22 protein-coding genes and 2 pseudogenes are annotated in these 26,347 nt (G+C 62.2%); 5 read left to right on the top strand and 19 right to left on the bottom strand.

Going from position 1 to position 26,347, the window contains the following annotated elements; translation table 11 throughout:
- Positions 1 to 658 precede the first annotated feature (658 nt).
- Positions 659 to 2,347 carry a methyl-accepting chemotaxis protein gene (locus MKK52_RS06765; protein ID WP_243953055.1) on the top strand — a complete coding sequence of 563 codons (1,689 nt, stop codon included), beginning with the start codon at positions 659 to 661 and terminating at the stop codon, positions 2,345 to 2,347.
- 780 nt (positions 2,348 to 3,127) lie between these two features.
- Here the strand turns inward: MKK52_RS06765 and MKK52_RS06760 are convergent.
- Genes MKK52_RS06760 through MKK52_RS06750 form a run of 3 tightly spaced genes read right to left on the bottom strand, consistent with a single transcriptional unit; the run spans position 3,128 to position 6,923 of the window.
- Entirely contained in the window at positions 3,128 to 5,380 is a 2,253-nt protein-coding gene (locus MKK52_RS06760) for a xanthine dehydrogenase family protein molybdopterin-binding subunit (protein WP_243953054.1), read from the bottom strand.
- An 11-nt stretch (positions 5,381 to 5,391) separates the two neighbouring features.
- Entirely contained in the window at positions 5,392 to 6,405 is a 1,014-nt protein-coding gene (locus tag MKK52_RS06755; RefSeq protein WP_243953053.1) for an FAD binding domain-containing protein, read from the bottom strand.
- A complete protein-coding gene (locus MKK52_RS06750) occupies positions 6,402 to 6,923 on the bottom strand; it encodes a (2Fe-2S)-binding protein (protein WP_243953052.1) in 522 nt (173 codons plus the stop codon). Before MKK52_RS06750 ends, MKK52_RS06755 begins: the two co-directional genes overlap by 4 nt.
- A gap of 616 nt (positions 6,924 to 7,539) precedes the next feature.
- Here MKK52_RS06750 and MKK52_RS06745 point away from each other — a divergent pair.
- Together MKK52_RS06745 and MKK52_RS06740 are read left to right on the top strand one after the other, a co-directional pair.
- Entirely contained in the window at positions 7,540 to 8,619 is a 1,080-nt protein-coding gene (locus MKK52_RS06745) for a molybdopterin-dependent oxidoreductase (protein ID WP_243953051.1), read from the top strand.
- 171 nt (positions 8,620 to 8,790) lie between these two features.
- Positions 8,791 to 9,204 carry an ester cyclase gene (locus MKK52_RS06740; RefSeq protein WP_243953050.1) on the top strand — a complete coding sequence of 138 codons (414 nt, stop codon included), beginning with the start codon at positions 8,791 to 8,793 and terminating at the stop codon, positions 9,202 to 9,204.
- 111 nt (positions 9,205 to 9,315) lie between these two features.
- Here MKK52_RS06740 and MKK52_RS06735 read toward each other — a convergent pair.
- From MKK52_RS06735 to MKK52_RS06700, 9 genes and pseudogenes are all read right to left on the bottom strand, one after another.
- Positions 9,316 to 9,885, bottom strand: a pseudogene (locus MKK52_RS06735) (type 1 glutamine amidotransferase domain-containing protein).
- A gap of 53 nt (positions 9,886 to 9,938) precedes the next feature.
- Positions 9,939 to 11,021 carry a catalase family protein gene (locus tag MKK52_RS06730; RefSeq protein WP_243953049.1) on the bottom strand — a complete coding sequence of 361 codons (1,083 nt, stop codon included), beginning with the start codon at positions 11,019 to 11,021 and terminating at the stop codon, positions 9,939 to 9,941.
- Positions 11,022 to 11,344: 323 nt separating this feature from the next.
- Complete coding sequence (locus tag MKK52_RS06725) at positions 11,345 to 11,863, bottom strand: alpha/beta fold hydrolase (protein WP_409564627.1); 519 nt, start codon at positions 11,861 to 11,863, stop codon at positions 11,345 to 11,347.
- Between the two features lie 310 nt (positions 11,864 to 12,173).
- Positions 12,174 to 13,514, bottom strand: a complete 1,341-nt coding sequence (locus MKK52_RS06720) for an SDR family oxidoreductase (protein WP_313898730.1) — start codon at positions 13,512 to 13,514, stop codon at positions 12,174 to 12,176.
- 573 nt (positions 13,515 to 14,087) lie between these two features.
- On the bottom strand, positions 14,088 to 14,699 hold the full coding sequence (locus tag MKK52_RS06715; protein WP_243953047.1) for a DUF892 family protein: 612 nt from the start codon (positions 14,697 to 14,699) through the stop codon (positions 14,088 to 14,090).
- A gap of 127 nt (positions 14,700 to 14,826) precedes the next feature.
- Positions 14,827 to 15,066: pseudogene (locus MKK52_RS26885) on the bottom strand (alkene reductase); the annotation flags it as partial.
- A 64-nt stretch (positions 15,067 to 15,130) separates the two neighbouring features.
- The gene (locus MKK52_RS26880; RefSeq protein WP_279597671.1) at positions 15,131 to 15,475 is read right to left on the bottom strand and encodes a hypothetical protein; all 345 of its coding nucleotides are present in this window, start codon (positions 15,473 to 15,475) and stop codon (positions 15,131 to 15,133) included.
- Between the two features lie 41 nt (positions 15,476 to 15,516).
- Positions 15,517 to 16,338: an alpha/beta fold hydrolase gene (locus tag MKK52_RS06705; RefSeq protein WP_243953046.1), complete on the bottom strand. Its 822-nt coding sequence runs from the start codon at positions 16,336 to 16,338 to the stop codon at positions 15,517 to 15,519.
- A gap of 106 nt (positions 16,339 to 16,444) precedes the next feature.
- The gene (locus tag MKK52_RS06700; protein WP_243953045.1) at positions 16,445 to 16,828 is read right to left on the bottom strand and encodes a hypothetical protein; all 384 of its coding nucleotides are present in this window, start codon (positions 16,826 to 16,828) and stop codon (positions 16,445 to 16,447) included.
- A gap of 1,322 nt (positions 16,829 to 18,150) precedes the next feature.
- Here MKK52_RS06700 and MKK52_RS06695 point away from each other — a divergent pair.
- Positions 18,151 to 18,696: a recombinase family protein gene (locus MKK52_RS06695; RefSeq protein WP_243953044.1), complete on the top strand. Its 546-nt coding sequence runs from the start codon at positions 18,151 to 18,153 to the stop codon at positions 18,694 to 18,696.
- Positions 18,697 to 18,792: 96 nt separating this feature from the next.
- On the opposite strand, the gene MKK52_RS06690 is transcribed toward MKK52_RS06695, so the two are convergent.
- Entirely contained in the window at positions 18,793 to 19,005 is a 213-nt protein-coding gene (locus MKK52_RS06690) for a hypothetical protein (protein ID WP_243953043.1), read from the bottom strand.
- A 330-nt stretch (positions 19,006 to 19,335) separates the two neighbouring features.
- On the opposite strand from MKK52_RS06690, the gene MKK52_RS06685 reads away from it, so the two are divergent.
- Positions 19,336 to 19,935, top strand: a complete 600-nt coding sequence (locus MKK52_RS06685; RefSeq protein WP_243953042.1) for a hypothetical protein — start codon at positions 19,336 to 19,338, stop codon at positions 19,933 to 19,935.
- A 244-nt stretch (positions 19,936 to 20,179) separates the two neighbouring features.
- Here MKK52_RS06685 and MKK52_RS06680 read toward each other — a convergent pair whose 3' ends face one another.
- The 6 genes from MKK52_RS06680 to MKK52_RS06655 all read right to left on the bottom strand — a co-directional run bounded on the left by MKK52_RS06680 (position 20,180) and on the right by MKK52_RS06655 (position 26,332).
- On the bottom strand, positions 20,180 to 20,869 hold the full coding sequence (locus tag MKK52_RS06680; protein WP_243953041.1) for a hypothetical protein: 690 nt from the start codon (positions 20,867 to 20,869) through the stop codon (positions 20,180 to 20,182).
- Positions 20,869 to 21,117, bottom strand: coding sequence for a helix-turn-helix transcriptional regulator (locus tag MKK52_RS06675; RefSeq protein WP_243953060.1), 249 nt, complete (start codon positions 21,115 to 21,117; stop codon positions 20,869 to 20,871). Before MKK52_RS06675 ends, MKK52_RS06680 begins: the two co-directional genes overlap by 1 nt.
- A gap of 121 nt (positions 21,118 to 21,238) precedes the next feature.
- Positions 21,239 to 22,180, bottom strand: a complete 942-nt coding sequence (locus tag MKK52_RS06670) for a helix-turn-helix transcriptional regulator (protein WP_243953040.1) — start codon at positions 22,178 to 22,180, stop codon at positions 21,239 to 21,241.
- 96 nt (positions 22,181 to 22,276) lie between these two features.
- On the bottom strand, positions 22,277 to 23,461 hold the full coding sequence (locus MKK52_RS06665; RefSeq protein WP_243953039.1) for a tyrosine-type recombinase/integrase: 1,185 nt from the start codon (positions 23,459 to 23,461) through the stop codon (positions 22,277 to 22,279).
- Between the two features lie 495 nt (positions 23,462 to 23,956).
- Entirely contained in the window at positions 23,957 to 24,439 is a 483-nt protein-coding gene (locus tag MKK52_RS06660; protein ID WP_243953038.1) for a DUF1203 domain-containing protein, read from the bottom strand.
- Positions 24,440 to 25,420: 981 nt separating this feature from the next.
- Positions 25,421 to 26,332 carry an MBL fold metallo-hydrolase gene (locus MKK52_RS06655; RefSeq protein WP_243953037.1) on the bottom strand — a complete coding sequence of 304 codons (912 nt, stop codon included), beginning with the start codon at positions 26,330 to 26,332 and terminating at the stop codon, positions 25,421 to 25,423.
- Positions 26,333 to 26,347 lie beyond the last annotated feature (15 nt).

Here is a 26,347-nt window from a genome sequence, read left to right as displayed (position 1 = left end):
GTCTGGGAGTCAGTCATGCGGCCGTGCCCGCGCCACATGGTGGCCGTTTCGTCACGAGCCTGTCGGGGCCGTCCGGTCTCCGGCCCCGTCCGTCGGCGGTCGCCCTCTTATTCGTGGTGCCCCTCGCCACCTGCAGGGCTGATCCCATCGGCTCACCTGCTACCCTCCAGGATTCGGGCTTCACCGGCATCGGCATTACCGCCGCGCCCGCGTTGGGCCGAGCCTGTTGGTGCGTAGCGGTCCGCTTCTGCTCCCCGTCGATGCAGAAGCGGACGAGCTGCTTTCCACCCAACCCAGCCGTTCAGCGGCGTCTGCCAACGCGACCGAAGTTGGCCGAAAGCAGAATGGCTGCTTTGGAGTGGGTCAGCTGGGAAAGCGGACGGCCTCCTATCGACCCAACGCAGTCACCCTGATATCCATCTGCGTTTCCCATAAGCAGCCATTACCGGCCATTCATCTCGCTCGCCTCATTCGAGCGGTCTAAGCCCGATCCCTTGCCTCCGCCCCAAATGTGCGGTTGGCTTCTAGTCCGATCCATGTAGTTCCAGCGTGGAGTTGCGGCCAGGCGACGCTAAGGCTCCGATTAACTATTCTCGTGTAGATTTCGCGCGGGTAGCCTCCTGGATGTTCCTCTGAATGGCTGCCATTGAGGTCGGCCGTGTCACTTCCATCAATGTCTATACGCAGCAAGTTGGTTGCGGCATTTACAGTTCTATTGCTGTTCCTCGGCGGCCTCAGCATGATTGGAGTTCGCAGCGCATCAACACTCAACGGCCTGCTGATCGATGTCGAAACCAATTGGCTTCCCAGCGTGCGGGCCGCGAGCCAGATCGACTCTCTAACAGGTCGGTATACGACCAGCCTGCTTCGCCACATCTTGACGGATGAGCCGCAGATGCTGGCCAGCGTCGATAACGATCTCGTCGATCGTGGCAGGAAGATTCAGGCGGCAACGAAAAGCTACGAAAAGCTGATCAGCTCGGCGGAAGAACGCGCACTCTATGAGGCGTTCGATCGGGAGTGGCGCGCCCTTGCAGCTGCCGTCGAGCCGATCGTCGCGCTATCTCGCAAGGGAGAGAAGGCGCAGGCCCTCAAACTCTACGAAGCTCAGGTCGTCACCCCGCGGCGGAACGCTTCGGTCGCGCTCGATAAGATCATCAAGCTCAACCAAGACGGTGCGGAGCAAGCTGCACGCGACAGCCAAGCGACGTACACTCAGACACACGGGATGCTCATCGGCGCTGGCCTTGTCGCCGCGTTCCTCGCGATCGCTTTGGCCATCTTGATCATCATCAGCATCTCGCGCGGCATCGACTCGGTCGTGCGACCAATGCAGGTGCTTGCCAATGGCGACCTCACCGTCGTGATCCCCAATCAGAACCAGAAGACGGAAATCGGAACGATCGCGAATGCCGTTCAGGTGTTCAAGACTGGTTTGATCCGCATGAAGGCGCTGGAGGACGAGACTGCACAGGCACGGCTGGCAGCCGAGGAGCAGCGGAAGACCGGCATGCGGCAGATGGCCGACAGCTTCGAGGCTGCAGTTGGTGGGATCATCGGCACGGTGTCTTCGTCGGCAACCGAACTGCAGGCCACCGCGCAGACCATGACCGCCACGGCGACAGAGACCGCCAGTCAGTCCACCACCGTGGCCGCGGCCGCAGAGGAAGCTGCCTCCAACGTCAGCACCGTTGCTGCGGCCGCTGAGGAACTCGGTTCGTCGGTCCAGGAGATCGGCCGCCAAGTGGCAGGTTCGGCCGAACTGGCGCAACGTGCCGTGCATGAAGCCGATCAGACAGGTGCTCTGGTGACGGAGCTCAGTGCCGCCGTGTCCCGGATCGGGGACGTGGTCGGACTCATCTCGAACATCGCTGGCCAGACGAACCTTCTGGCGCTCAACGCCACCATCGAGGCGGCACGAGCGGGGGCCGCTGGCAAAGGCTTTGCAGTGGTCGCCTCTGAGGTGAAGGCGCTTGCTGAGCAGACGGCCAAGGCGACGAATGAGATTTCGGGACAGATCGCGCAGATACAGGCGTCGACGGGTCAAGCCGTGTCATCGATCAGCGGCATCACCGGGCGGATACGCGAGATCAGCGGCGTGGCGACGTCGATCGCGGCGGCGGTAGAGGAGCAGGGGGCGGCCACCCAGGAGATCGTCCGCAACGTCTCTCAGGCCGCTATGGGTACCGGCGAGGTCACGAACAACATCTCTGGGGTAGCGAGCGCGGCCGAGGAGACAGGCGCAGCGGCCAGCCAAGTGCTGGGTGCGGCCTCTGAACTCTCGCGGCAATCCGAGCACCTCACGGCCGAGGTGGGACGCTTCCTCGCGACGGTGCGCGCGGCTTAATTGCGAAGGCTATAGGCTCCGGCCGTTGATTTGCACAATAGAGCGTCCGCTTCTCAAGCGAGTTGATTGAGAAGCGGACCATCTGCAATCCACCCAACTCAGTCATCAGGAGGTTCTATCCGGGCGCCCAGAAACGGCGCTTATCCATCGGTCTTCGGCTGTCATTTCACGGGTCACGCGACCTGATTGATAGGGATAGACCCGACCGCTCATAACGGCCCGTCCAAACCATCGATCCCCTGGACGGGACTCAACTTTTTTCTGGTAGGGCACGAGAAACGTCCCGGAAAACGCGCCTCCGGGGCACGGGAAACGATGGTCCGGTCCGAAAGCCAACGCGCCGTTCGTCCAATCGAGCATACCAACCGTGGGTCGCCCTGGTCGCGCTCATCCCGCGGCGTTCCGCAGGGTTAACCCATTCTGCGCGGGGACAAGGGTTGAGCCTGCCGATGCGCCCGGCATTGATGCGTCGAGCGCACTCCATTCGGTTCCGGCCACCGGCCTTCGCGGCGCAGAGTGCCTCGTCGGCACGGTGGAAGTGGGCGGCGACATCTACAGAGCCGTCGATCAAAGACCTGACAACTCAGCGGGACAAGCCGAGAGGCACGTCCGCGATCTGGTGTTTGCCTTCGTCGAGGCTCCCCGGAAGGTACGGACGCTGGACGCCGCCCGGCCATGCTGCATCCAGGATGCCGCAGTCAGATCGAGCGGTATGACCGTATCCGAGGGCGCCCCTGCGGCTTTGCGATGCCAGCGCCGAAGTCGGGAACGGCCGCCCGTCTACAGCAGCTTATCCACGGTGATCGGTAGGTTGCGGACGCGCTTACCGGTCGCGTGAAACACCGCGTTGGAAATGGCTGCCGCCGTGCCGACGATGCCTATCTCGCCGAGACCCTTCACGCCCAGCGCGTTGGCCTTGTCCTCTTCTTCCACGAAGATCACGTCGATGTCGTAGACGTCGGCGTTCACCGGCACGTGGTACTCGCCGAGATTGTGGTTCATGAACCGCCCAATCCGGTGGTCCATCATTGACTCCTCCTCCAACGCCGAGCCGATACCCATGACCACGCCGCCCAGGATCTGGCTGCGTGCCGTCTTCAGGTTGAGGATCTTGCCCGCCGCGATTGCCGAAACGACCCGGGTCACGCGCACCTGCCCCAAATCCTCGTCGACCTTCACCTCAACGAACACCGCGGAGTGGGTGTAGGCTTCGTAGGCGTCGTTGAAGTCCTTGTCGGGGCCGGCCGTTTCGGTCGCCTCCACCTTCTCGACGCCTGCGGCCTTGAGGGCCTCCACGAGCGAGACGCTGCGCGATGAATTCCCGGCGACCTCCATGCGGCCGTTCGTGAAGGCGACGCGGTCGAATTCGACGTTGGCGAGCGGCGAGTTCTCCATCTGCCGGGCCATCCTGAAGACCTGCTCGCCGACGTTGCGACAGGCCTTCATCACGGCTGTGCCGGACGAGGCCGCCGTCCACGAGCCACCGGCGACGGGCGCTTCGGGAAGGCGCGTGTCGCCGAGCTTCGTCGTCACGTCCTCCATGGTCAGGCCGAGCGTGTCGGCGGCGATCTGGGTCAGGATGGTGTAGGTGCCGGTGCCGAGATCGCCCGTCGAGTTGCCGACTTCGAGCTTGCCGTCGGCGGTGAGGATGGCCTGGGCGCTCGATTGCATCATCATCGATTCCCACACGCCGGTCGCCATGCCCCAGCCTACGAGTTCCCTGCCTTCTCGCATCGAGCGAGGCGTGGGGTCGCGCCTATCCCAGCCGAAGCGCTCGGCGCCTTGCGTAAAGCAACTCTTAAGCTCCTTGGAGCCGAAGGGCTTGCCGTCCGCGGTCGCGTCCGTGTTCGAAAAGTTGCGCAGCCGAAGCGTGACCGGATCGATGCCGGTCTCGTAGGCGAGTTCGTCCATCGCGATCTCGATGGCGAAGACGCCTGTCGTGGCGCCCGGCGCGCGCATGTCGCTCGGCGTGGCGGTGTCGAGTTGCGCGAGCTTGTAGGTCAAGGCGACGTTGTCGCATTTGTAGAGCACGCCCGACCAATTCACGACCACCTCTTGGTAGTCCTCGTAACGCGAGGTTCCTCCCAGCGCGTCGTGTCGGAGAGATCGCAGGGTGCCGTCCTCGTCAGCGCCGAGCGAGACGGTCTGGAGTGCGTCGGGGCGGTAGCTGAGGCTCCACATCTGATCGCGGGTGAGCACCACGCGCACCGACCGTTCGAGGTCCCGCGCGGCGAGCATCGCTAGGAAAAGCTGGTATTGCGGGCGCAGCCCCAAGCCGAAGCCGCCGCCGAGATACGGGTTCAGCACCCGCACATCATCCTTCTTCAGGCCGAACACGGCGGTGATGTAGTCGTGGCTGTTCGAGACGCCCTGGATCTTATCGTAAACCGTGTACTTGCCGTCGCCCTCGTAGACGACGGTGGAGGCGTGTGGCTCCATCGGGTTGTGATGCTCGATTGCGAGCCGGTAATCCTGCCGCAGCTTGATCGCCGACCCCTCGTAGGCTCCTTCGGCATCGCCCCAGGGCTTCGGCGGCGGCTTGATACCACTGCGCTTCACCGGCGGCACGTAGCCGAATTCGCGCGCCTGCGCCGGGTCGGTGAGTGGTGTCTCCGCCTTGTAGGAGACCGAAACCAGGGTCGCGGCGTAGCGAGCCGTCTCGAAATCCTCCGCCACGACGAGCGCCACCGGCTGGCCGCTGAAGTGGATCTTATTGTCGTAGAGCGCGCGGAAGGGCGAGCCGGGAGGCGCCACCGCGTCCTGATAGTTCTTGTCGCGCCAGGCGGTGCGCTCGCGGTTCTCGTGCGTGATGACCTTGACCACGCCGGGCACCGCCTCGGCCGCCGAGGTGTCAATCGACGTGATCCTCCCGCTGGCGATGGCACTCGACACGACGTAGCCGTGCGCGAGGTCCGCGGCGGCGAACTCACCCGCGTACTTGGCCAGCCCGGTGACCTTGGCAGGGCCGTCGACACGGGAGCGGGCGCTGCCGACGTAGGTGTCGCGGCCCGTGGAGCTGAACGTCTGGGTCATGCGGATGGACCTTACTGGATGCGCTTGTCGGAGAGCGATTGCGGCGTGCCGGCGGCGGCCTGTTCGAGGCCCCGGACGATGGCTCGCCGCGCCAGCTCGACCTTGAAGCCGTTCTCGGATTGGGGCACGGCCTCCGCGACGACGAGGTCGGCGGCGGCCCGGAAGCTTTCGCGGGTCGCCGGCTTGCCCTGCAGAAACGCCTCGGCGTCCCGGTTGCGCCAAGGTTTGTGCGCGACGCCACCGAGCGCGAAACGCACGGTCTTCACGCTATCGCCGTCGAGATCGAGCACGGCGGCGACCGAGACCAGCGCGAACGCGTAGGAGAGCCGGTCGCGCAGCTTGAGGTAGGTGTAGTTCGTTGCGAACCCGTTCTCCGGCAGATCGACGGACACGACGATTTCGCCGGGTTGGAGCGTGTTGTCCTTGGCCGGGTCGTCGCCGGGGAGGCGATGATAGTCCGCGAACGCGATGCTCCGTTCGCCCTCAGGCCCGCTCACTTGCACGGTAGCCTCCAACGCCGCGAGCGCGACGCACATGTCGGAGGGGTGCGTCGCGATGCAGTACTCGCTTGTCCCGAAGATCGCGTGGATGCGGTTGACGCCGCCGACCGCGGAGCAGCCGGAGCCGGGCTCGCGCTTGTTGCAGGGTGTGGCCGTGTCATAGAAATAGTAGCAGCGCGTGCGCTGGTTGAGGTTGCCGCCGGTAGAGGCCGCGTTTCGCAGCTGGGCCGAGGCCCCGGCCAGGATCGCGTTGGCCAGTATCGGATAGCGTTCCCGAACCCGCGGGTCGTAGGCCGCCGCAGCGTTCGTCACCAGCGCGCCGACGCGCAGCCCGCCTTCGTGCGCATCGATGGCAGTCAACGGCAGACGAGTGATGTCGATCAGCCGCTCGGGCCGCTCGACATCGTACTTCATCAGGTCGACGAGGTTGGTGCCACCGGCGATGAAGCGCGCCTTGGGATCGGCCTGGAACGCCTGGATCGCCTCGGCCACGGTGCCTGCGCGGACGTAGTCGAAACGGTTCATCGGCCGGCCTCCTGCATGACGTCCTGGATCGCGTCGACGATATTGGTGTAGGCGCCGCAGCGACAGATGTTGCCGCTCATCGCCTCGCGGATTTCGTCCCGGCTCTTGGCGTGGCCCTCGTTCATCAGGCCGACCGAGGAGCAGAGCTGACCCGGAGTGCAGTACCCGCACTGAAAGGCGTCGTGCTCGACGAACGCTTCCTGGATCGGATGGAGCGTGTTGGTGCCCTTCTGATGGGCGAGTCCCGCCAATCCCTCCACCGTCGTGATCTCAGCGCCGTCCTTCATCACCGCGAGGACGAGACAGGAATTCACCCGCATCCCGTCCACGAGGACGGTGCAGGCGCCGCACTGGCCGTGATCGCAGCCCTTCTTCGTGCCCGTGAGGTCGAGCCGCTCGCGCAGCAAATCCAGCAGCGTGGTCCAGGGCGCGACAGCGATCTTCCGCGTCTCGCCGTTGATCGTCAGGGTGATGTCGAAGGTGGTGGCGGGGCGGGCAGAACCGCTCGCTGTGGCCATGGGAGGCATCCTGTGCTGGATCAGACCCGGAAGACCAGGTCGAATGGGTGATGCGGCGGCCGATGCTGGAGCGTCGGGAGAAGCGGCACCGCGACCGATGGTCGGTCGATTTCGGACCCAGGCTGGGTCTCGCCTGACTTAACAACCGTTCCAAACAGAGGCTGTTCCCCATGCCTTGAAAATTGCCCAAATGGACCAAGTGAGACGTCATGCTATGTTCTGGGTGCAGTGCTTTCATATGGGCATACGTTATTTAGAACCGTCGTTATACGACTCAAAAACTGCCATTTATTTGGACGATCCGAACCGTGTCGCAGCGGGTGTCGCCCTCGCCGTGCCAGCACAGTGCCTTCATCGAGGTTCTTCGGTTGGGGGCGAGGTCACGCTCGCCCGAAAAGGATCGCGCTGGCGAACAGAGCTGCCTTCGAGAAGTCCGCCTCCTTCAGGGGGGGCCGTAGCACCCGTCCACGTGCATCGACGATTGCGGCCCAGGTTCGAATCCTCACCGTCGAAGCCAGGTTAAGGATCGCGTCCAGGGCGGTCCGCTGGGCCGCTGAATGACCCTTACGGTCCCCGGCGCGTTCACTGCCGTGACCCCACCCGCGCAGGAGCGCCGATGTCGAGCCTGACCGAGCGCAAGGCACGTCTGATCGTCCACGGCGACCAGCCCTACAACGCCGAACCGCCCCTCGACCGATTGCGGGCCACCTACCAGACACCGGCGGAGGACTTCTACGTCCGCACGCACGGCGACCTGCCGGACCTCGACGAGGCGACCTGGCGCCTCACCGTCGATGGCGGAACCGGCCCCCGGCTTGAGTTGTCGCTATCCGATCTGCGGACCCGCTTTCCGGTAGCCATGGTCACGGCCACGATGCAGTGCGCCGGCAATCGCCGCGCCGACATGCGGGCGGTCGCCCCGGTCTCGGGCGACCCGTGGGACGCCATAGCCATCGGCACCGCCGAATGGACCGGGGTGCGGCTCTGCGACGTCCTGCGCAAGGCGGGGGTCGCCGAACGCGTGGGCCTCCATGTCGCCTTCGAGAGCCACGACATGGTGGAAGGCCATCCCTACGGCGCCTCTATCCCGCTCGCCAAGGCCATGGCGCCCGAGACCCTGCTGGCCTACGCTATGAACGGCGAAGCCCTGCTCCCGGAGCACGGCTTTCCGGTCCGCGTGGTGGTGCCGGGCTTCGCCGGCGTGCGCAGCCCCAAATGGCTCCGGCGACTGACCGTCCAGGACCACCCCTCGGACAACCCGATCCAGGCCGGCGATTACAAGCTGTACCCGGCGGACGTGACCGCCGAAACCGCCGATCCGGCCAACGGGTACACCATTGATGCGATGCCGTTGAACGCGGCGATCTGCGAGCCGGCACGCGGGGCCATTCTCAAGCCGGGGGGCAACAGGATCCGAGGCTACGCGTTAAGCGGCGACCGAACCGTCGTACGCGTCGACGTCTCAGGGAACGGCGGCCGGTCCTGGGTGCAGGCCGAGCTCGAACGCGAGGCGGACGCTCCGTTCGCCTGGACGTTCTGGAGCACGAGCCTCGAGCTGCCTTCGGGCGAGCATGAGCTCGCCGTGCGCGCCTGGGACGAAGCGGGCCAGACGCAGCCGGCACTGCCGGACGAGACCTGGAACCACAAGGGCTACCTATGCGCCTGCTGGCATCGGGTGGGGGTGAACGTCACCTAGGGACGGACGGCCTGGCATGTCGGCTACCGCCACCCTCATGGACGACGTCATGCCCGGAGGTCATCCCGACCCTGTCGTGCGTGGCGCCGGCAACGTCCCACCGTGGCGGGAGTTTCCCGTGCGTCGAGGCGCCGGGCGCGCCTTTGCCAGCCCAGAGCCCCAAGGAACATCATGTCCCGCGAGACCAGCATCCAGGCGACCGAGAAGTTCGGCGAACTCGTCAACGCCGGCCAGTTCAACGCCTTCCCCGAGGTCGTCGCCCCGGACTGCCACGACCACGACCCGGCGCCGGGCCAGCACATGGGTCCTGAGGGATACCAAGCGTTCTTCACGCAGCTCCGCTCCGCCTTTCCCGACATGCAGGTCGAGGTGAAGAAGCTCGTCGCCGAAGGGGACAGCGTCGCCTTCGCCTACACGCTCACCGGCACGCACCAGGGAGACTTCAACGGCCACAAGCCGACCGGGAAGGCCATCAAGGTCCGCGGCATGCAGATCGGTCGCTTCGTCGACGGCAAGATGGTCGAACGGTGGGGCTCGTCCGACGAGCTCGGCATCCTGAAGCAGATCGGCGCCATCCAGGGATGACCGGGACATCCGCGAAGACGTCCCGGCCGCGGGACGTCGTCAAGGCATGACCTTGGGCGGCCCACGGGCCGCCCAAGGCTCTTAAGAACCAATCATTGGCTGCCCGCTTCCTCAGTCGCTCCGGGCCTGGTCGGGATGGCGGCCCTCGGCGAACTCCTCCACGATCTTGGCGCAGAAAGCCGGCAGATCCTTGGGAGTACGGCTTGTAACGAGCCCTTTATCGCAGACGACCTCCTCGTCGACTCAGGTGCCACCGGCGTTCTCGATATCGCGGCGGACCGTGGGGTAGGAGGTCAGCGTCCGGCCCTTCACGACGTCCGCCTCGATCAGGGTCCAGGGCCCGTGGCAGATGACCCCGACCGGCTTGCCGGCGGCGAAGAATTCCCGGACGAAGGCCACGACCTCCTTGCTCGCCCGGAGCTTGTCGGCCCCGACGCATCCGCCGGGAATGACGAGCCCGTCATAGTCCGCGGCGGATGCGCCCCCAATGGCGATGTCGACTTCGTAGCGGCCGGCGGGGTCGAGGTCGTTATTGACCGTCTCCGCCTCGCCGTTCTCCAGCCCGATGACCGTGACGCTCGCTCCGGCCTGCGTCACGGCTTCCCTCGGCTTGGTGAACTCCGGCTCCTCCGTCCCCCGCGGTGCGATCAGGATCGCGATCTTCCTGCCCTGCAAGCTCATGTGACTGCCCTTCCGATTTCACGATTCTTTCGAGGTGCTGATCGCGCCGATCCTCAAGCCGGGATGCGGTCGATGCCTGTGGTGTCCTCCGCCGCCACGCCGTTCTCACGGTGGCGGAAATCGCTCAGCGCCCTGTACACCTGCAGCCGTGCCCGCATCACCGAACCAAGCGGCCGGTGGGCCGCAAGGCTGTGCGCCGGACGGAAGGTCATCACCTCATCGAAGTAGCGCACGCGATCCGGTGCGTAGGCATCCTGGCGCGGCAGGCGCAGCGTGGCCACGGTTCGGTAGGGGCTGATCGAGACCGGCCAGTCGACCGAGGCGTCCTCAATGGGTTGCCGTTCGGCATCGGCCCAAAGCTGAGCCTTCAACTCGAACACCACCTCGTTCTCCCGGAAGAAGGCGACCGTGGCGTGGCGGAAGCCGTCCTCGTCCTGATGCGGATCGAGCCGCCACTCGGACAAGGCGCGCTGGCTTTCCGTCGCCGACACGATACCGAGCTTGGCCACGTAGTCTCCGAAGCGGACCGGCGCTTGGCTGAAGTAGCTGTCGGCCAGGGGATGGCTGTACGGATGGCCGAAGAAGTCGGCGAGCGCGCTCTCCGTGCCGAAGGCATGCAGCGCCTTGTTGAGGTTGCGCATGGTCGAGGACACCGCGCTCTTGATGCCCTCCGGCAGGCCGGTCGACTTGCCGATGACCGTGCCGTCGCGCAGGAATCCCGCCGCCGTGCCAGACGGAAAGGTGGTCCCGGTCGCGAGCACGAAATCCTGGGTGTCGACGGGGTGGCCGGGTAGCTTCTCGCCAGGGACGTCGAACACCTTGATGGACATGCCGCGATGGGTCGAGACGCGGTCGCCAAGGGTCTCGCCCGGACCCTGCGCGAAACGGACCGCGACGGGGTGGGTGCCGGGGTTGGCGAAGATCCCTTGGGCCAGTTCGGGCGGCAGACCGGCCGCGACCGTCAACTCGCCCGTGACGCAGGCCGAGCTCTTGGCATGGCTCGCCCGGACCGCGTGGTGCTCCCGCTTCTCGACCGTCTGCGATTGCTGCGTCATGCCGGCGATGATGCTGTCGATGGTCTCCTGCTCGTCCGGCGCGGGCTTCTCGATGTCGGGGGCATATCGGAGATAGGTCATGATCGTCCTCACGGTGATCGGAAAATTGAAGCGGATCGCGGCAGGAGAGAGCGAAGCAGACTTGGGGTTCGACGTATTGAATCGGAAACGGGATCCCGCTCCGAATATCGAGGGACGGCCGCGGACTGTTCCCGGATGACCTTGCGTCCGTCGAAAGTCTGCCTGAGTTCGACTGCGCTATGAGTTGGCTTCGAAGCGCGGCTTCATCCTCATGGTAAGGGAAGACTGGACCATCGACCGGTTGCGGAGCGGAGGCGGCAAGCTCGGCCGATATGCTTGACGACACGCGGATGTCCGCGGGCTCAGCTGTGTGACACGCCAGTTCAATGCGCATCCTGCCAAACCGTTTCAAGGATTACGCGCGCCGTCTCGGCAGGCTGATCCCAATGCTGGAAGTGGCCGCAGCGCTCGAACCAGCGCAGATGGGCCGACGGGAATGCCACCCAGGCGCGTGCAGCCTGACGCGGCAGCAGAAGATGGTCTTGGCGGCCCCAGCCTATGGTGACCCGGCCGGGGGTCGTTGCCGAACCCTGCTGCAGCGGCCCGCGTGCCAGCTCACGCAGCAACGCATCGAACACCGGTGTGGCCGCCAGGCTCGGCAGCTCTTCCACGACAAGCTGCGGTGGCAGCACCCACGGACGGGCCGACAGTTGGGCCAAGAGCAGCGTGCGGGTGACAGCGTGGCGCGACAGACCGGGATGGAATGGCCGCAGCAACCGCACCAGGCGTATCGACGCCGCGAGCATCGAGTGAAACCAGGGTGTTTCCCACCCGCGCCAGAAACCGCCGGGATCAAGCGCCACGCAGTGCCGACCGATGCCGCGCCGCGCCAGCTCCAGCACCAACCGGCCCCCACCGAACTGCCGACAAGGTCCAATGTCGCCAGGCCTTGCGACTGCACAAAGCTGGCGAGGGCGTCCGCATGAGCCTCAACTGTCTGCGGGCCCTCGAGTGGGGCCGATCTGCCATGTCCCGGCAGGTCGACCAAGATCAGTTCGTGCGAGCCGCGCAATGCGGTCAAGAGAGAATCCTAGGTGCGCAGATTGGCCCCCGGCCCATGGACCATCAGCAGGGGCCGACCCGTGCCCAGGCGTTCAAAATGCAGGGACATGACGGTATGCTAAAACAAAGTCCGATGGGTTATGACGTCGGTCAGACCGGTTTGCTCAGCAGGACGTCGAGCTTGTCGAGACGCGCCGGCGCCTTGAGAAGCGCGTTCGACCGTTTCATCAGAATCTCTGCTCCCTCACCTGTCAGGTGCGCCTCGCGGCCGGCCTCGTCGGGAAAAGCTTCGAAGATGCCGAAAGTGGAGTGGCTGAGCCGGACACCGTACCACGGCGCGGTCGCCCGCTCCCGTCGGACGCAAGCAAGGATGTCCCGGAGCAGGGTCTCAACCTCCGCCTCATGTCCGGCCTTGGCCTCGAGATGGATGTGCAGCGCCTTGGCCGTGGTGCTCCCCGCCGATCCAGTTATATTCACGGGACGGTGCGGCAACGCTTTGACGATCGCCCCGAGCACCAGCCCGGCGCCGACGACGGCTGCACTCGTCAGCAACGGGTTGAGCGCCGCCTTGGTGTAAAGGCTCGTCTCGAGAACGCGACCCTCATAATTGCCGCGCTCGCTTAACATCTCGGTCGCCTCATCCAGTCCGCTGCGGTCACGGCTGCGCTGCAGTGGACGACCACTCGGCGTATCCGGGATGATCTTCGCGTTCATGCCTCGATCGGTCAGGCTGGGCGCTAGATGCGCGACCTCCGCCATCACCTTGGCGCCGCCGCCGACATAGACGTCGCGCTCCGGCTTCTCGGCAGCCGAGAGGATCGCCTCGGCCACGACACCTGGTGCGTAGACCGGCGGCACATGGTGCGGCTCGCTGTCGAGGTAGTTCTTGGCATTGACCGTGAACGGCGTGTCGATCTGTCCGGGCTTGATCAGCGTCACCGAGACCGGCGCGCCCTCATTCTGCAACTCCATGCGTAGCGCGTCGGTAAAACCCTTCACCGCGTGTTTCGAAGCGGAGTACATCCCCTGAAGCGGCACTGCCCGTTCCGAGACCTCACTGCCGACGTTGATCAGCGCGCCGCCGTGCTTCTTGAGGTGCTTCACCGCCTCCAGCGAGCCATAGACCTCGCCCCAGAAGTTGGTTTCGAACAGTTTGCGCATGTCTGCGAGGGAGACCTCCTCCAAGCGTCCGTACAGGCCAATGCCGGCGTTGTTCACCCAAGTGTCGAAGCCGCCAAACGTCGTGCACGCCTCTTCGGCGATACGGGTCAGATCCTCCGGTTTGCAGACATCGGCCACCACGACGTGTGCCCGTCCGCCCTTGCTTTTGATTTCGTCGGCGAGTTGCTGGAGCGCACCGTCGCTGCGTGCGGCCAAGATGACGCGGGCGCCGCGATCGGCGGCCATGCGTGCGGTTGCGAGGCCGATGCCGGAGGAGGCACCAGTGATGACGACGGTCTGCTCGGCGAGAGGCTTCAGGGTCGGCGTCATGTAAATCCTTGCGCGGTCAGGATGATCCGATCCAGCATGCTTATCTCGTCATTTTGGGAAGCCAGCTGCAACATGGATTAGAGGAATGACCGGCCCCGCACCGATGCGGTGCTTTGGTCGGTATTCTGTCTGAGCGCCTGCCGCGTCGTGTCGCGTCGCCGACGCATCTGCTGGGGACCTTGCCCGGTTCTTTGGAGCAGAGGCTTTCTACACTGTCGCCGCGATGTTCATGCCCCAGCTCGCGTAAGCGCTCGAGATCGCGGGTGAGCGCGAGGATGGCGTCCGCTTTCGACTTTTGTGCACCAGGAGCGAACCAGCTCCATTCCACCCCGAGCCGCCGTTCCGCACCCGACCCAACTCGGCCGCCCACGATTTTTCTGCGCTTCCACAAAGCAGCCGTTCGTTAGGCTTTCGGGTAAGGTCGGCTCCGGGTGGCGAACGGAAGTTGACCGGTAGCCATAGAGTTGACGTTCGACCTTGCGCCCGTCTCGGTCATTTGAGACACATTCGTTCGTCCCCATAAGCAGACGACGGCAGACCCGGCGTAGGAGGTGCGCCTCGTCCGCCCGCCTTTCAACGTCGCTTGGATCGCTCCGCTTCCAAGAGCGCGACCGCGGCCAGCACACCGCCAAACGCCAGCCCGACCGTAAGGCCGGGGTGCATGGCCGCCGTGGTGGCGAGCGCGGTCTCGCCCGGATAGCGGGTCGAAGTGCGGCGTGCCAGCAGGTGATCGTAAAGTTGCGTGAAGGCGCGATCAATCGCACGGGTCTCAACGAGCGTGCGGTCTAAGAGCTTGACTGCTTTGGCGTGTTCGAGCGCCTGTGCGGCGCGACGCAGCGTGCCATACCGGGCGATGTAGAAATGCGCCGCAACTTGACCGTACTCGATGTTGATGAGGTCGCGGTCGGCGGCGTTCCCGTGCTTGGCTATTTCCGCTTCGTTGAGATCGCAGATGCCCTGCATGGCGAGATCGTTTCTGGGGTCGGGCCTGACGCCGATTGAGTCAAAGACCTCATCCAACCGCTTTAGCTGAACGATGTTCTGCTTCGATCCAGCCTCCAGCATCTGTTTCAGCTTCGGCAGCGTAGCCGTCTTGTCGTTGCGCTTCGCCTGTGCCGCTCCCTGCCGATGCGCTCCGTGGAGCAGATGTAACCCATCCTCGAAAAGTCGCCGGTTCCCTGGCATTGTTCCACACCTCGTGTTCGCCGTCTTGGGCGCGAAGTCTGTTTGGCAGCCCTGACCGCCCTAGTCGTTCGGTTGATGCGAGCGACAGCCGGATGCCGACGCGGCTCCCGCCGTCCCAGGCCTCGGTCACCGCACGGACCACTTCGAGCGGAAAGCGGAGACGATTCGCGAGCGAGCAACCGTAACGATCGGTTCGCCTGTTGGTTGAGTCTCGCACGAACTGCTCCAACAGGTAGTTGTTGGCCGAGTGGATCTCGACTCCGTCGAAGCCGGCGCGCCTGGCGTTCACGGCCGAGCGTCCGTAATTCTCGACGATGCCGGGGATCTCGTCGGTCTCCAACGCCCGCGGGGTGACGTGGGGCTTCACTTTCCTCCAATATGAAAGCGGTTCCCTCCGGCTTCACCGCCGAGGCCGAGATCGGGAGCCCGCTCTACGGCTGAAGGTCGGGATGGGATATCCGGCTGGTGTGCCAGAGCTGGAGGAAAATGCATCCGTCGTTGATGAGGACCGTCGAGACGACGCGCGTTCGGGCCGCGACCTGGTCATCCGACCAGATCCCCGGCGTGTAGGCGTAGCCTACGGCCTGGGGCGAGATGATGGTCGCCTCGGAGACGATCAGGCCGGCGCTGGCGCGTTGACCGTAATAGTCGGCGGCGAAGTCCGGCGGCACGCCTGCGGTCGAAGATAGACTGCGGGTCAGCGGCGCCATCACGATGCGGTTCTTGAGGGTCAGGTCGCCGATGGTGACGGGCTGAAGGATCGGGCTCGATGTCATGGTTCCTCGGATCGTGATGGCAATGGCGAGCGGACCGCGGGTCAGCCCTTCAGGAATGCCACGAGATCGCCGTGCAGCCGCTCGGCATGGGTTAACGGGATCGCGTGAGGGGCGCCTTCGTAGACCACGAGCTTGGCGCTGGGGATCGCGGCTACGGTAGCCTTGCCCGACACGTCGATCGGCACGGTCTGGTCGTCGTCGCCGTGGATGACGAGGGTCGGCACGTGGAACGCGCTCATGTCGGCGCGGAAATCAGTCTCTCCGAAGGCGGTCACGCTAGCGATCGTCGCCTTTGGCGAAGCGAGCATCGCGAGGTTGCCGGTCCACTGGATCAGGTCGGATGAGACCGGCGACGAGAGCACTCCAACCCCGAAGAAGGTCTTGGAGAAGGTCGCCATGAAATTCGGACGGTCTTTCTTCAATCCATCGATCATACCCGCGAACACAGACGGATCCACGCCCTTGGGATTGTCGGCGGTCTTGAGCATGTACGGCGTCACCGCAGAGACCAGCACCGTCCGGGTGACCCGGGCGCCGCCGTGCCGGCTCATGTAGCGGGCGATCTCGCCTCCACCCATCGAGAAGCCGATGAGAGCGACGTCCTGCAGGTCGAGGGCGTCAAGCACCGCCTTCAGGTCGTCGGCGAAAGTATCGTAGTCGTAGCCACCCCAGGTCTGATCCGAACGGCCAAAGCCGCGCCGATCGTAGGCGATCGTGCGCAATCCCGCCTCGGTGAGCGCCGGCTGCTGGAACTCCCACATGTCCGCATCCAGCGGCCAACCATGGATCAGCACGACCGGCCGACCGCTACCCCAATCCTTGTAGAAGAGTTGCGCTCCATCCTTAGCCGCGAGGAAGGGCATGCCGGTATCTCCGATCGGTCGTGATGTCGGGCGGGGATGGCCCGCTGGGCAGCGACGGTTCCCACGCCGTGTACGTGGAGATTAGGGCGCCCTGCTTTGCGGAAGGCTACGGCCTCACACCTGGATGCATCATGGTCAGGTTGCGACCGGGTTCGTCGGCAATCTGAAGCATGGCTGCCCCTGCCGCGACGAAGCCAGCCATCGCCCTCACATCAGAAGGCTGCTTCTGATCACGCGAGACCGCGTCAGCCTCTCGCTGCAGGCGGACGTTGCAAGCGCGAGACGGCATCCCGCCGTTCGGCGTGCAGGCGTCGTGCCGAGCGCAGGCTGCGTCGAGGGCGTCGATCGACGGAAGTGGGGCGTTGTTGCCAGGGCCGCAGTAGTTGCCATGGATCAGCATTTTCGGCTCACCCATGGCACCGGGTTCGGCCAGGACGGGTGTCGCGATGCTTATGGCGAGAAGGAACGGTACGACGGTTCTGCACAGCATGGTTTCATATCCCGAGACGAGCACGCCCCCTCAGACGGCTGGTATCGGGCGCTACTTGACAGCATCCCGGAGAGAGAACTGACCACCGAACAGCGGGTTTCGGTACGAGCTATGCACCGCATCGGGGGAGGTGTGCGGCAAATAAACTCTATGATTGGGAAGAGATAGGCACAGGTCGTCGATAGCTAACTGCCAAACCTGCGTAGGGCAGAAGAGCCCCGCCACCCATTTTGCGACGGATGGCGGGGTGAGACGCTATCAGCGACCCATGGTGCCCGAAGAGCCACCCGTTCCGTTGCCCATCGAGCCGGAACTCCCGGCCGAGCCGGTTCCCATTGAGCCGGAGTTGCCCGTCCCCATGCGGCCACCCGTGCCGGTCCCGTTGTTCATCTGACCGCCCGTGCTCATGCCGGTGCCGGATCCGCCACCCGCACCCATCGAACCGCCTGTTCCCATAGAGCCGCCGCTCATGCCGGCGCCCCCACCGGTGCCTGCACCACCAGCTCCACCGCCTGCCGCACCGCCCTGTGCGATAGCAAAGCTAGCGCTTCCAAGAAGCACAGCCACAGCGATCAAAGGCATGCGAAAAGTTCTGGCGTTCATCTCAAACTCCCTGTGTCACTCTCGGAGATCCTTGGGAGGATCTTGATCGGCAAACCGCGTCAGCAAGGAGATGTTCCTGCCTATAATCGCATCTCGCTCGTAATATTTTGCCGATTTTTGCGAAATTTACATAGGTTATAATCCATGGTTGACCTTCGACAGGACGTAATATTCGAGTGTGTACGTTCATTTCATAGTCAGCGACTTTTCCACCGGCGGCGGCCATCTCCACATGCATCTCCATGGTCAGCCGGAACAGCATGCCCCCACTGGCATCTCTCACGTTCATAGTGAGCTGCTGATCGCGTTCCCCCGTGTTCGCGACGATGTGTTCGGCAGGCAATCAGGTGCCATACCTTTTGGCCGCACCAGGATCGCTCAGCAGGATACCATCGCCGTCCGGCCTCACACGTCGGCTGTACAGGAGGTCGAAGAAGTAACGCTTGGCCATACCTATGAGTCCGAACGCTAGAATATTCGCTGAGGGAGTGTCCGCTTTCGGGCTGCCAGCGTTGACAGTTGGATGGCGGCAATGGGCGCAAAGCAGAAAGCCTGCTTTTGAGATCACGGCGATTTTGCGCGCTGCCAGCCCAACAGGCTTGCACATCAGGGCATACCCTGACGCGACGTAACACCTTGGCCACCGCGAGCCGTAACATCTGGGTTGACGCCGCCTATTTGTGACCGGGTAGCCTAAGGCATAAAGCCTGAGGTGACACATGGCCCGCATCGGTTACGCCCGAGTTAGTACCGTCGATCAGGACCTTGACGGCCAGTTAGCTCGGCTTCGCACCGAGGGCTGCGCGATTATTCGATCCGAGAAGGTGTCGGGCATTTCAAGGGAAGGCCGGACCGAACTGGCCACAGTCCTCGAATTTCTCCGGCCAGGTGACGAACTGGTTGTGACCCGCCTCGACCGGCTCGGGCGCGATACCCGGGACGTTCTCAATGTCGTTCACGAGGCTGAGCAGCGGGGGGCCAGCGTCACCGTTCTCGACCCTCACGTCTCGACCCGAGGGGAGATGGGGCACGTCGTCCTAACCGTCCTTGGAATGGTCGCCCAAATGGAGCGACGATTCATTAAAGAGCGGCAGCGGGAAGGGATCGCTCGGGCCAAAGCCGAGGGGGTTTACGCTGGGGGCACGCGCCGCCTCGACTATGACCGGCTCCGTGGCCTTGCGGCTGAAGGGCGGGGACCGAGCGCGATCGCTGCCGAACTCGGTTGCTCGCGGATGCAAGTTTACCGGGTACTCCGCTCGATCTGAAGGATGACAAATACATCGCCGACTATCCAAGTGATCAATCAGCCACGGTAAGGGCGCCCATCAATTGAGACGAGCGCCCCCGTCACTTAGAACAGCTCAGTCAGCGTCGGATTTTGTCGAAAGCTCGACCTCGACACCGAGATCGTGAAGATATTCGGCTAAGCACCTCATAATCGCCGAAGCGATCATTACCGCGTCGTAAGTCTCAAGGCGATGAATCTCTCGAATCAGCGCCTGCAAATGACCACTGATTTCCGGTGAGCCGATTTGTTCGCGTGGCATCTGTCTTCTCTCTTCAGCGATGATCACTCCGACCATCGCTGAAGTTTTACGGATCGGTGGAAAGGTCATTTTTGCGAGAGCGGCCTGATCAGTTAGGCGCCCGAAAGCTGGCCGAGAGCTCAGCAACTCAGGTTGCATAGCAGTTGCTGCAACCAATTTTGCAGAATGCTCCCTCGAAGACGACCGAGCGCGATCTTCCGCTGTGCAGAGACGCGAGTGCCCAACCCGTAAAAGCCAATTACCACCGCAGGTTTATGCGACGCGTGGAAGTGCCCGCGTCTCAGACCCTGCCTCATCCGCAGATCCAATGTGCCGTCCGAGGGACAGTGCATATGGCGAGCTATGGGCAATTGGGACATGCGCAAGCAGCTGAACAGCTTCACTGTCGAACAGGCCAAAAGCTACCGTGAACGCAAGCGGACGATCAGGGAATGGGGACGATGGATAGACAGGAAGCTCGATGAGGGGTGGGAAGGCTACCTCGTCACCCTGATGTACAAACAGATCAGAGGTTCGGAAGCGACAAAGATCGAGGTCATGGGGAAAGAGGTGGTTCGGGTGTACGCTACCTTTCTTACTCACCTGTTTCGTCGGCCAAACGCCCCAAGCAGCAGAGGGAAGCTCCCAATCCTTATTGCCGCACCAGATTACCCGGTTGCTAAACATCAAAAGGTCATCCTCGAGGAGGTGAAAATCAACGACGGCCTTCACTTTCACGGCGTTTTGCTAGTTCACCCAGACCGTCGACTGAAAGGAAGAGTGGAGGACTATTTCGATAACAACATGCATGTCTATGTGAACAACAAGCATGAGTTATTGCGACTGCACCTCAGGCCCATTGAGGAGCATGCAAGCTACGTCACCGGCTATGGTTACAAGACCATCCGCAAGCGCGCTTCGATTGGGCTTGACGGTTTTGTCGTGTTGCCGCGTATCGAATCGGAGATGCCGTCGTAACGCTGGAGCCATCCAGATGTCATACGAAGAAAAAGTGATTAATGTTCGGCTGTCGCCTTAAGCGATCTAGAAGCTTCCAGCTGGACATGGTCTCAGTGTCAGCTTGAGCATTTTCGCACGGTACGAAAAACGACCGTGACGGTTTCATAGACGGCGTAGCTATCTTCGCTTCATGGACTGATCTTAGGAGAGACGAGGTGTCCCGTTAGGTCAGGGGGACGCTCACGCGCCCCCCCTATTCAGTCTATTCGAAAAGAGTATGGTCAAAAAATTCAATGATCGGCCTGCCCTCGACTACGCCCATGACATGACCACAGACGCCGAACCAACTGCCGGTTTCGAGCTTCGTAATACCTCTGCCGTTCTTGTCGAACTTACAGTGCAACACCTCGGTACCTTTCAGCGAGTTCACTATCGTTTCAACGGACTGGACGTTTTTCGTTTTGGTGTGGGTTGTATCGTCGCCAGAAGCATGGCTCCCATCGGTAGAATTATTTTCAGCTTGCAGCTTCGACCCACGAGGGAATTTTACATGTTGAGATGCGAGCGCTCTATATCCTCCCGCCTTGGTAACTGCTTTTGAAAGCTTCACTCGACTAACGCCCCTCAAAAAAAAAGGCGTAGTCGCTCGGTAGTACAGGCTCACTTCCTTTGGATCTGAGCGCACTTTGGAAAGAACGAAGCGCAAAGCTTCTTCCTTTCTGGGACGACGCTGGATACGACGCTTGAATTCGCCGTCGAGCACCTCATCGCAATCATCTTTCGCTTCCCAAAGATCGCCGGCCAACTTGAAGCAATCGAAGATTTGCATATCGATGCGTTTTCGGTAGCTACCAGCCGCCTTGTCAAAACCCGATCTGATAGACTCGATCTTACGTTCGACCCTTCCCCCCTCGAGAGTGACAGCACGAACTTTCTCGCTGTGACTACGCATCACGCGACCTCCGACGAAATCAGGCTGCGGATGTCTTCGCAACGCCAAGCGGTGATACGCGGACCAAGTTTGACCGGCTGAGGGTAACGGCCGGACCGAACGCCGGCCCACCACGACGAACGACTGATCGGCAGCGGTCCAAGCGGACGGATGATTCCAGTCAATCGAACAAAGCCCGAAGGCGGCAAACCATCAATATCCGATTTCGGATCGCGTTTACTGTCAATAGCCACTTTTGTCCTCCTCATCACCGGAGCTGTGTATCGGTCCGGAACGAAAAGAATTTTGCCCCCTTGGCCCTCCGCGGAGAATCGTCGTTGGTGTTACATGACTTTGTTGCTCGCTATCGTACTGTGATTTCGAAGTTTTTTATGACTCCCGCCCGTCTAGCAACGCATGCACTTTCAATGGTAACGGGCGAACTTCTAATGCGGTCGGAGGCAGCGTCTCAGGAAATATAGGGAAGTTTTCCAAGCCGGTGGTTCGATAATCAAGACGTTCTCGCAGGAGGCTAGATGCCGCCTGGCAGCACGATAGAAAAGTTATAGTCTCCGATCTTTCCCGCCATATCCTATCGACACTCATGTTAAATTCGGTATCCGATGGATCAAGAACGAGATTATGTGCGTAATGGTACTTCCTTACGTATAATAAGGCTGCCGATGGTCCGTAAATTCCCCAATATTTTCGGAATGTTTCCAACGTCATTGGCCATTTATAACCAAATAGTCCGTTCTCATGCACAAAGTGGGCGTTTTGTAAGCTTGTTGAGCGCCGGCGATCTTTGGAATGTGGTCGATATGCCAATATAAAATTCGCGATATCTGCAAAATAATCTAGTTCGTCATAGTTTTGGTTGTAGAGTGGCCAAATGTCGAAGTTTATGAAGTTAGCATCGTCGCCGGCGCACATTTTACGCAACTTATCAACGGAAATATGCTTCAGCACCAATGCCAGCCCTTCCGGGGGCAGCTCGTCCAACGCTGCAGCCGTGCTGTCGCGCGAGAGGTAGGTGATTGCACATGTAGCGATTGCGGCAGGGTGATCATGTGGTGAGTTGGGCCATCTTAGCCACGCGATCAGTTTGAAAACCGCTTCAAGTCCCGCGTATTTTTCGATAATTTGTGGCGATGACAGTACCTCAAGGGCCTTTCCGATGCTAATGCAGCTTGATACCGAGCGATCGGCACCAGTAGCTCGCGAACTACGCTGCCGCACCCACCGGTAAATTGTCGAGAGTGAAACGCCAAGCTTATCGGCAATATCTTTGCGATCTTCAAAATTTAAAATTCCGTCTTCGAATTTCTGCAAGATATCTTGCCGTTGTTCGAGGGTGTGTCGCGAGTTTACCGATTGAGAGCGCTTAGGCATTTGATCCCCAAAGTGTTCATCCCAGCTGTATGTCTGCTAGGCTTTTGGGTGAGTGAGATAGCCGCTCCAAAGTGACATTAGTTCTGCACGTTTGGCCAGTAGATCGCCCCGACGGTATGCGGCTTCCACGCGGTTCTCTATTGTATGGGCCAGGGCCACCTCGGCTACCTCCCGCGGCAGGTTGGTCGCTTCGGCTGCCCAATCGCGGAACGATGATCGGAAGCCATGGGCGGTGATCGTCATACCCATCCTCCGCAGCGCCATCAGAAAAACCATGTTCGAGAGCGGTCGCTCGCTCTCACGACCCGGGAAGACAAGCTTGGTGCCAGCACCTAAATCCCTTGCTCGACATAAGATCTCCGATGCCCGGTCGCAGAGCGGCACCCGATGCTCCCGCCCCGCCTTCATCCGCGCCGATGGCACCGTCCAGAGCTGGTTCGGCTCATCGATCTCGTCCCATTGAGCGCCAAGAACCTCACCGGTCCGCGCCGCAGTTAAGATCAGAAATTCAAAGGCAAGTCGGCTGATCTCGCCCGGGCCGGACATCGCCCGCAACCGTGCGACGAAGGCTGGCACCTCTGCATAGGGTAAAGCCGCGTGATGCTCTTCCCGCTCCCCCTGCTTTGGCAAACCCTTGGCTACCCCCTCGATAGGGTTGTCGCCGCTTCGGTGGCCAGCTGCTTTTGCCCAGTCCAGCACCGTCCCGATCCGCTGCCGAACGCGCCGCGCCGTCTCTGGCTTCGTTAGCCAGATTGGGGATAGGGCTCGCAGGACGTCCGGGGTCTCAATCTGGTCAATCCGCTTGGCCCCAAGGTGGGGAAAGGCGTAGGTCCTCAGCGTCGTTATCCATTGAGCTGCGTGCTTTGGGTTTTTCCACGTGGACTGGTGCTCTGCGTGGACTAGTTCGGCTGCCTCGGCGAAGGTCGGGAGAGTTGCCTGCGCCTTCTTCCGCTCGGCCATGGGGTCGCCCCCATCGCGGGCGGTCTTGCGGTAAGCGAGAGCCTTCTCACGGGCCTCGGCGAGGCTAATGAGGCCCACACCACCGAGTCCGATGTCGCGTCGTCGGCCCTGCACGACAATGCGCAGGAGCCACCGTTTGGCGCCGGATGGATCGACGACGAGATAGAGACCGTGGCCGTCAGCATAGCGACCGGGGCTTTTCAATGCCCGCACCTGCACCGTTGTGAGTGCCTTTTCGGGATGCCGCCCCTTTCCGCCCATTACCGAGTCCGCCTAACTTCCATACCCCACATTTTGACCCACATCAGTTGACGGCTGCAAGTGGATCTTATGGGATCGTATCGGACTAGCGCTTCGAAACTGAAATTCCTCTATCCGCCTGATAAGCTATAGCAAATTGGGCCCTACCGGCCCTTGCAAGACCTCTTCGGAACTGCTGGTTGGGCGGACTCCGTCTCCGCCACTTCCCTGATATGTGGGGTCAGGCGCGGCTTCGCCCGTTGCTGAAGCCCTTGACACAGCACCATATTCACTAGGTCCAGCCATTGAGAGGCGCTTGCTCCCTCGACTGGATGTAGCCGAAAGCGGAATGACCGCTTTCGAAAAGGTGGATTGGAAAAGCGGACAGCCTCCTAGCGACCCAACCCTGCCGCCGGAACTGCTGTCGGCGTTCCCCCGAAGCAGACGTTCGTCAGCCGTCCGGCAACTTCAGCTCGGGGTGGATTGCAGACATCTAAAGACGTTGGAAACTTTCACTCAATCGAGTGTCCGTTCCACGAGCGATAACAGGCAACCGGGACGCGCGGTGTGAATGTTCACAAACAGCGTGCGTGCATCGCGGAGTGCGGTTTGGAGTGGGTCATCAACATCGCTGCCGGAGCAGACGCGCCCAAGGTCATAGAGGCATTGATGATCGACATCGTAAGCTCGTACCGAGACCAGCGGGTTCGCTCGAATGATCGGAGCCACTTCGCTGAAGGCTTCGCTGCGAGGGCACTCTTTTTCGTGCAGGAAGATCGGGCTTGGCGTCCAATAGATGCCGAGGGGCTGGGGTAAATTGTAGGATCCCAGCACCAAGATTTCTCCGGGCTGGGCCAATTGCAGACAGTGCCTGCATGGAAAGTTACCGCTTGCTGTCGCTACAACCCGCCGGACTTTATTGCCCCGATCGTCCAGTCCGGTACGCCGGAAGTGATCGGCCGTCTCCGTTGCGATCGGAACACATTTGAACTTGGTCATTTGCGCATCTCCTGAACGTGCCGTAAGGCTCGTCGCAGGGCTCCACATCCCGTTTCTTGCTTTCCAATCAGGGCAGGCGGTCGCCGCCGCTATGGGTTGTGAGCCGGCAGGGAGGCGATGTCCGCTTGCATCTATAGCTCCCCGAAAGCAGACCGGCGGCTATCCACCCCTACCGGCCATTCGGCATGAGACCCAAGCCAGCCGTTTAATCTGCATTCAAGGTGCTTCGCAAAGCTCTCGTTGCTATCCAATACCTAGGATGTTGATTGATCACATGGACTGCGTTCAATCTCCTGCTAGCGCCCACCCAAGGTGGCGAACGATATCTGGATTGTTTTCTGCTCGGTTCTTGCCGACCGGGTGACTGAAATACTTGTGTCACCACGGCCGGAGAGCGTAAGCCATTACCATCGGCTGGGACAAGCAACCCTTTACATGAGCCCACAGCAAGAGTGGGCGATAATCGCCGTATCGGGCTACATCCGTGAAGATGGGCGTCCTCGCGTCGTCGTACCGTTGATGATGTGCGAAGCGAATGTCCTCGATCGGCACGACGACGATGCCTGTCGCTAGCTCGGGATTGACCGCAATCTATCAAACGTACAGTGGCGTCCGGCTTTGGAAGCCGCACACGAACCGCCGTCATGGCGTGACGCGGATGCGGCGCGCCCGGCCGGTGCGGACGCCATCATTGACTGTTCATGCATCATCCCAAGCGGATGGCACGTAAATCTGTTCCGCTGGAATGAGCTTGGTGGCCCGGTCGTATCGGTCTGCGGTGAGCCGGTTCCCATCCAGTTATCAAACGATGGTCCGAAGTGGGGCTTGTAGCCATCTTTGAATGGCTGCCTTATCGAAGCCACACCCAGAAGCAGAATGGTACAAACCCATCCTGAGCAGTTATTCGGCTTGCGACCCGATGCAGCCGGCGAAGGGTGGTTCGATTCCCCCCGCAAGCGGACTTTCTCTGTCTCGGCCTGCTTAGATCAGCGCATATCCCGTACTAGCGCGCTCAACTCTCCCCATCGTGGCGAGATGCATTCCGGTGACGCTTAGACCCTCCACCGCCGCGCGGTCGAGGATGCCTCGCCGCGTCGCGATCGCCTCTGTCGGGTCGGTGTCCCAGATCACCGTCCAGTCTGGGTGCGGCATTTGCAGAATCCGGGAGTGGACGATGTCGCCCCAGATCAGCAGCCGGTCGGGACCGTCAGCGATGAGCACACCCATATGGCCTGGCGTATGGCCGGGCAGGGGCAAGGCATGGATACCTGGCGCGAGTTCCGCTTCACCGGAGACCCGCCGGAGCCGCCCCGGATAGGCCGCCATCACAGCCTGCACCGTCTCGAACATCGGGCTCAATGCAGCCGGAGCGGAGGCCCGGGCGCCCGCATCCGACCAGTAGGCCACCTCGCGCTCCTGCAGCACGAGTTCGGCGTTCGCGAACCGCGCGAGCCGGCCCGGCGTCAGCAGGCCGCCGGCATGGTCCGCGTGAAGGTGGGTCAGCCAAATGGTCTCGATCTGGTCCGGGCGCACGCCTTCCGACGCCAGTGCGGCAGTCACCCGGTCGAACCCCGGCCCGAGAACGGTGCCGCAGCCCGCATCGAGCAGCCACTGCCGGTCTCCGCGCCGGATCAGGAACGCGTTGACCGGTTCCGGCGAGGGGCCCTTCGCGGGAAGCCCGGCCCCCTTCAACAGGGCCTGTCCAGCTTGGCTTTCGGCCGCCGGGATCATGCTCGGCTCCAGCGGAAACAGCCCGTCGCGCAACGGCGTCACCGTGAACGCGCCGACCCGGTAAGGACCGCTTGGGGCTGCAGTGACAGCAGGGCCATGCAACCCTAGGGGCAGCAGGGCGGACGCAGCCAACAGGCTGCGGCGGGAGAGGTGAAAGGACATAGCTGGCTCCGTGGA

It is taken from the genome of Methylobacterium sp. J-067, assembly GCF_022829465.1.
GTDB lineage: Bacteria > Pseudomonadota > Alphaproteobacteria > Rhizobiales > Beijerinckiaceae > Methylobacterium > Methylobacterium litchii.
The sequence above is the reverse complement of the archived record's forward strand: the minus strand, read 5'-3'. Positions and strand labels throughout refer to the sequence as shown.

Excerpts from the sequence above, each read along its gene's own strand:
- MKK52_RS06730 (WP_243953049.1), bottom strand. The coding sequence starts at position 11,021 with ATGACCTATCTCCGATATGCCCCCGACATCGAGAAGCCCGCGCCGGAC.
- MKK52_RS06655 (WP_243953037.1), bottom strand. The coding sequence starts at position 26,332 with ATGTCCTTTCACCTCTCCCGCCGCAGCCTGTTGGCTGCGTCCGCCCTG.
- MKK52_RS06750 (WP_243953052.1), bottom strand. The coding sequence starts at position 6,923 with ATGGCCACAGCGAGCGGTTCTGCCCGCCCCGCCACCACCTTCGACATC.
- MKK52_RS06675 (WP_243953060.1), bottom strand. The coding sequence starts at position 21,117 with ATGAGGAGGACAAAAGTGGCTATTGACAGTAAACGCGATCCGAAATCG.
- MKK52_RS06745 (WP_243953051.1), top strand. The coding sequence starts at position 7,540 with ATGTCGAGCCTGACCGAGCGCAAGGCACGTCTGATCGTCCACGGCGAC.
- MKK52_RS06720 (WP_313898730.1), bottom strand. The coding sequence starts at position 13,514 with ATGACGCCGACCCTGAAGCCTCTCGCCGAGCAGACCGTCGTCATCACT.
- MKK52_RS06665 (WP_243953039.1), bottom strand. The coding sequence starts at position 23,461 with ATGGGCGGAAAGGGGCGGCATCCCGAAAAGGCACTCACAACGGTGCAG.
- MKK52_RS06660 (WP_243953038.1), bottom strand. The coding sequence starts at position 24,439 with ATGACCAAGTTCAAATGTGTTCCGATCGCAACGGAGACGGCCGATCAC.
- MKK52_RS06715 (WP_243953047.1), bottom strand. The coding sequence starts at position 14,699 with ATGCCAGGGAACCGGCGACTTTTCGAGGATGGGTTACATCTGCTCCAC.
- MKK52_RS06695 (WP_243953044.1), top strand. The coding sequence starts at position 18,151 with ATGGCCCGCATCGGTTACGCCCGAGTTAGTACCGTCGATCAGGACCTT.
- MKK52_RS06755 (WP_243953053.1), bottom strand. The coding sequence starts at position 6,405 with ATGAACCGTTTCGACTACGTCCGCGCAGGCACCGTGGCCGAGGCGATC.
- MKK52_RS06685 (WP_243953042.1), top strand. The coding sequence starts at position 19,336 with ATGCGCAAGCAGCTGAACAGCTTCACTGTCGAACAGGCCAAAAGCTAC.
- MKK52_RS06700 (WP_243953045.1), bottom strand. The coding sequence starts at position 16,828 with ATGCTGTGCAGAACCGTCGTACCGTTCCTTCTCGCCATAAGCATCGCG.
- MKK52_RS06760 (WP_243953054.1), bottom strand. The coding sequence starts at position 5,380 with ATGACCCAGACGTTCAGCTCCACGGGCCGCGACACCTACGTCGGCAGC.
- MKK52_RS06740 (WP_243953050.1), top strand. The coding sequence starts at position 8,791 with ATGTCCCGCGAGACCAGCATCCAGGCGACCGAGAAGTTCGGCGAACTC.
- MKK52_RS26880 (WP_279597671.1), bottom strand. The coding sequence starts at position 15,475 with ATGACATCGAGCCCGATCCTTCAGCCCGTCACCATCGGCGACCTGACC.
- MKK52_RS06680 (WP_243953041.1), bottom strand. The coding sequence starts at position 20,869 with ATGCGTAGTCACAGCGAGAAAGTTCGTGCTGTCACTCTCGAGGGGGGA.
- MKK52_RS06705 (WP_243953046.1), bottom strand. The coding sequence starts at position 16,338 with ATGCCCTTCCTCGCGGCTAAGGATGGAGCGCAACTCTTCTACAAGGAT.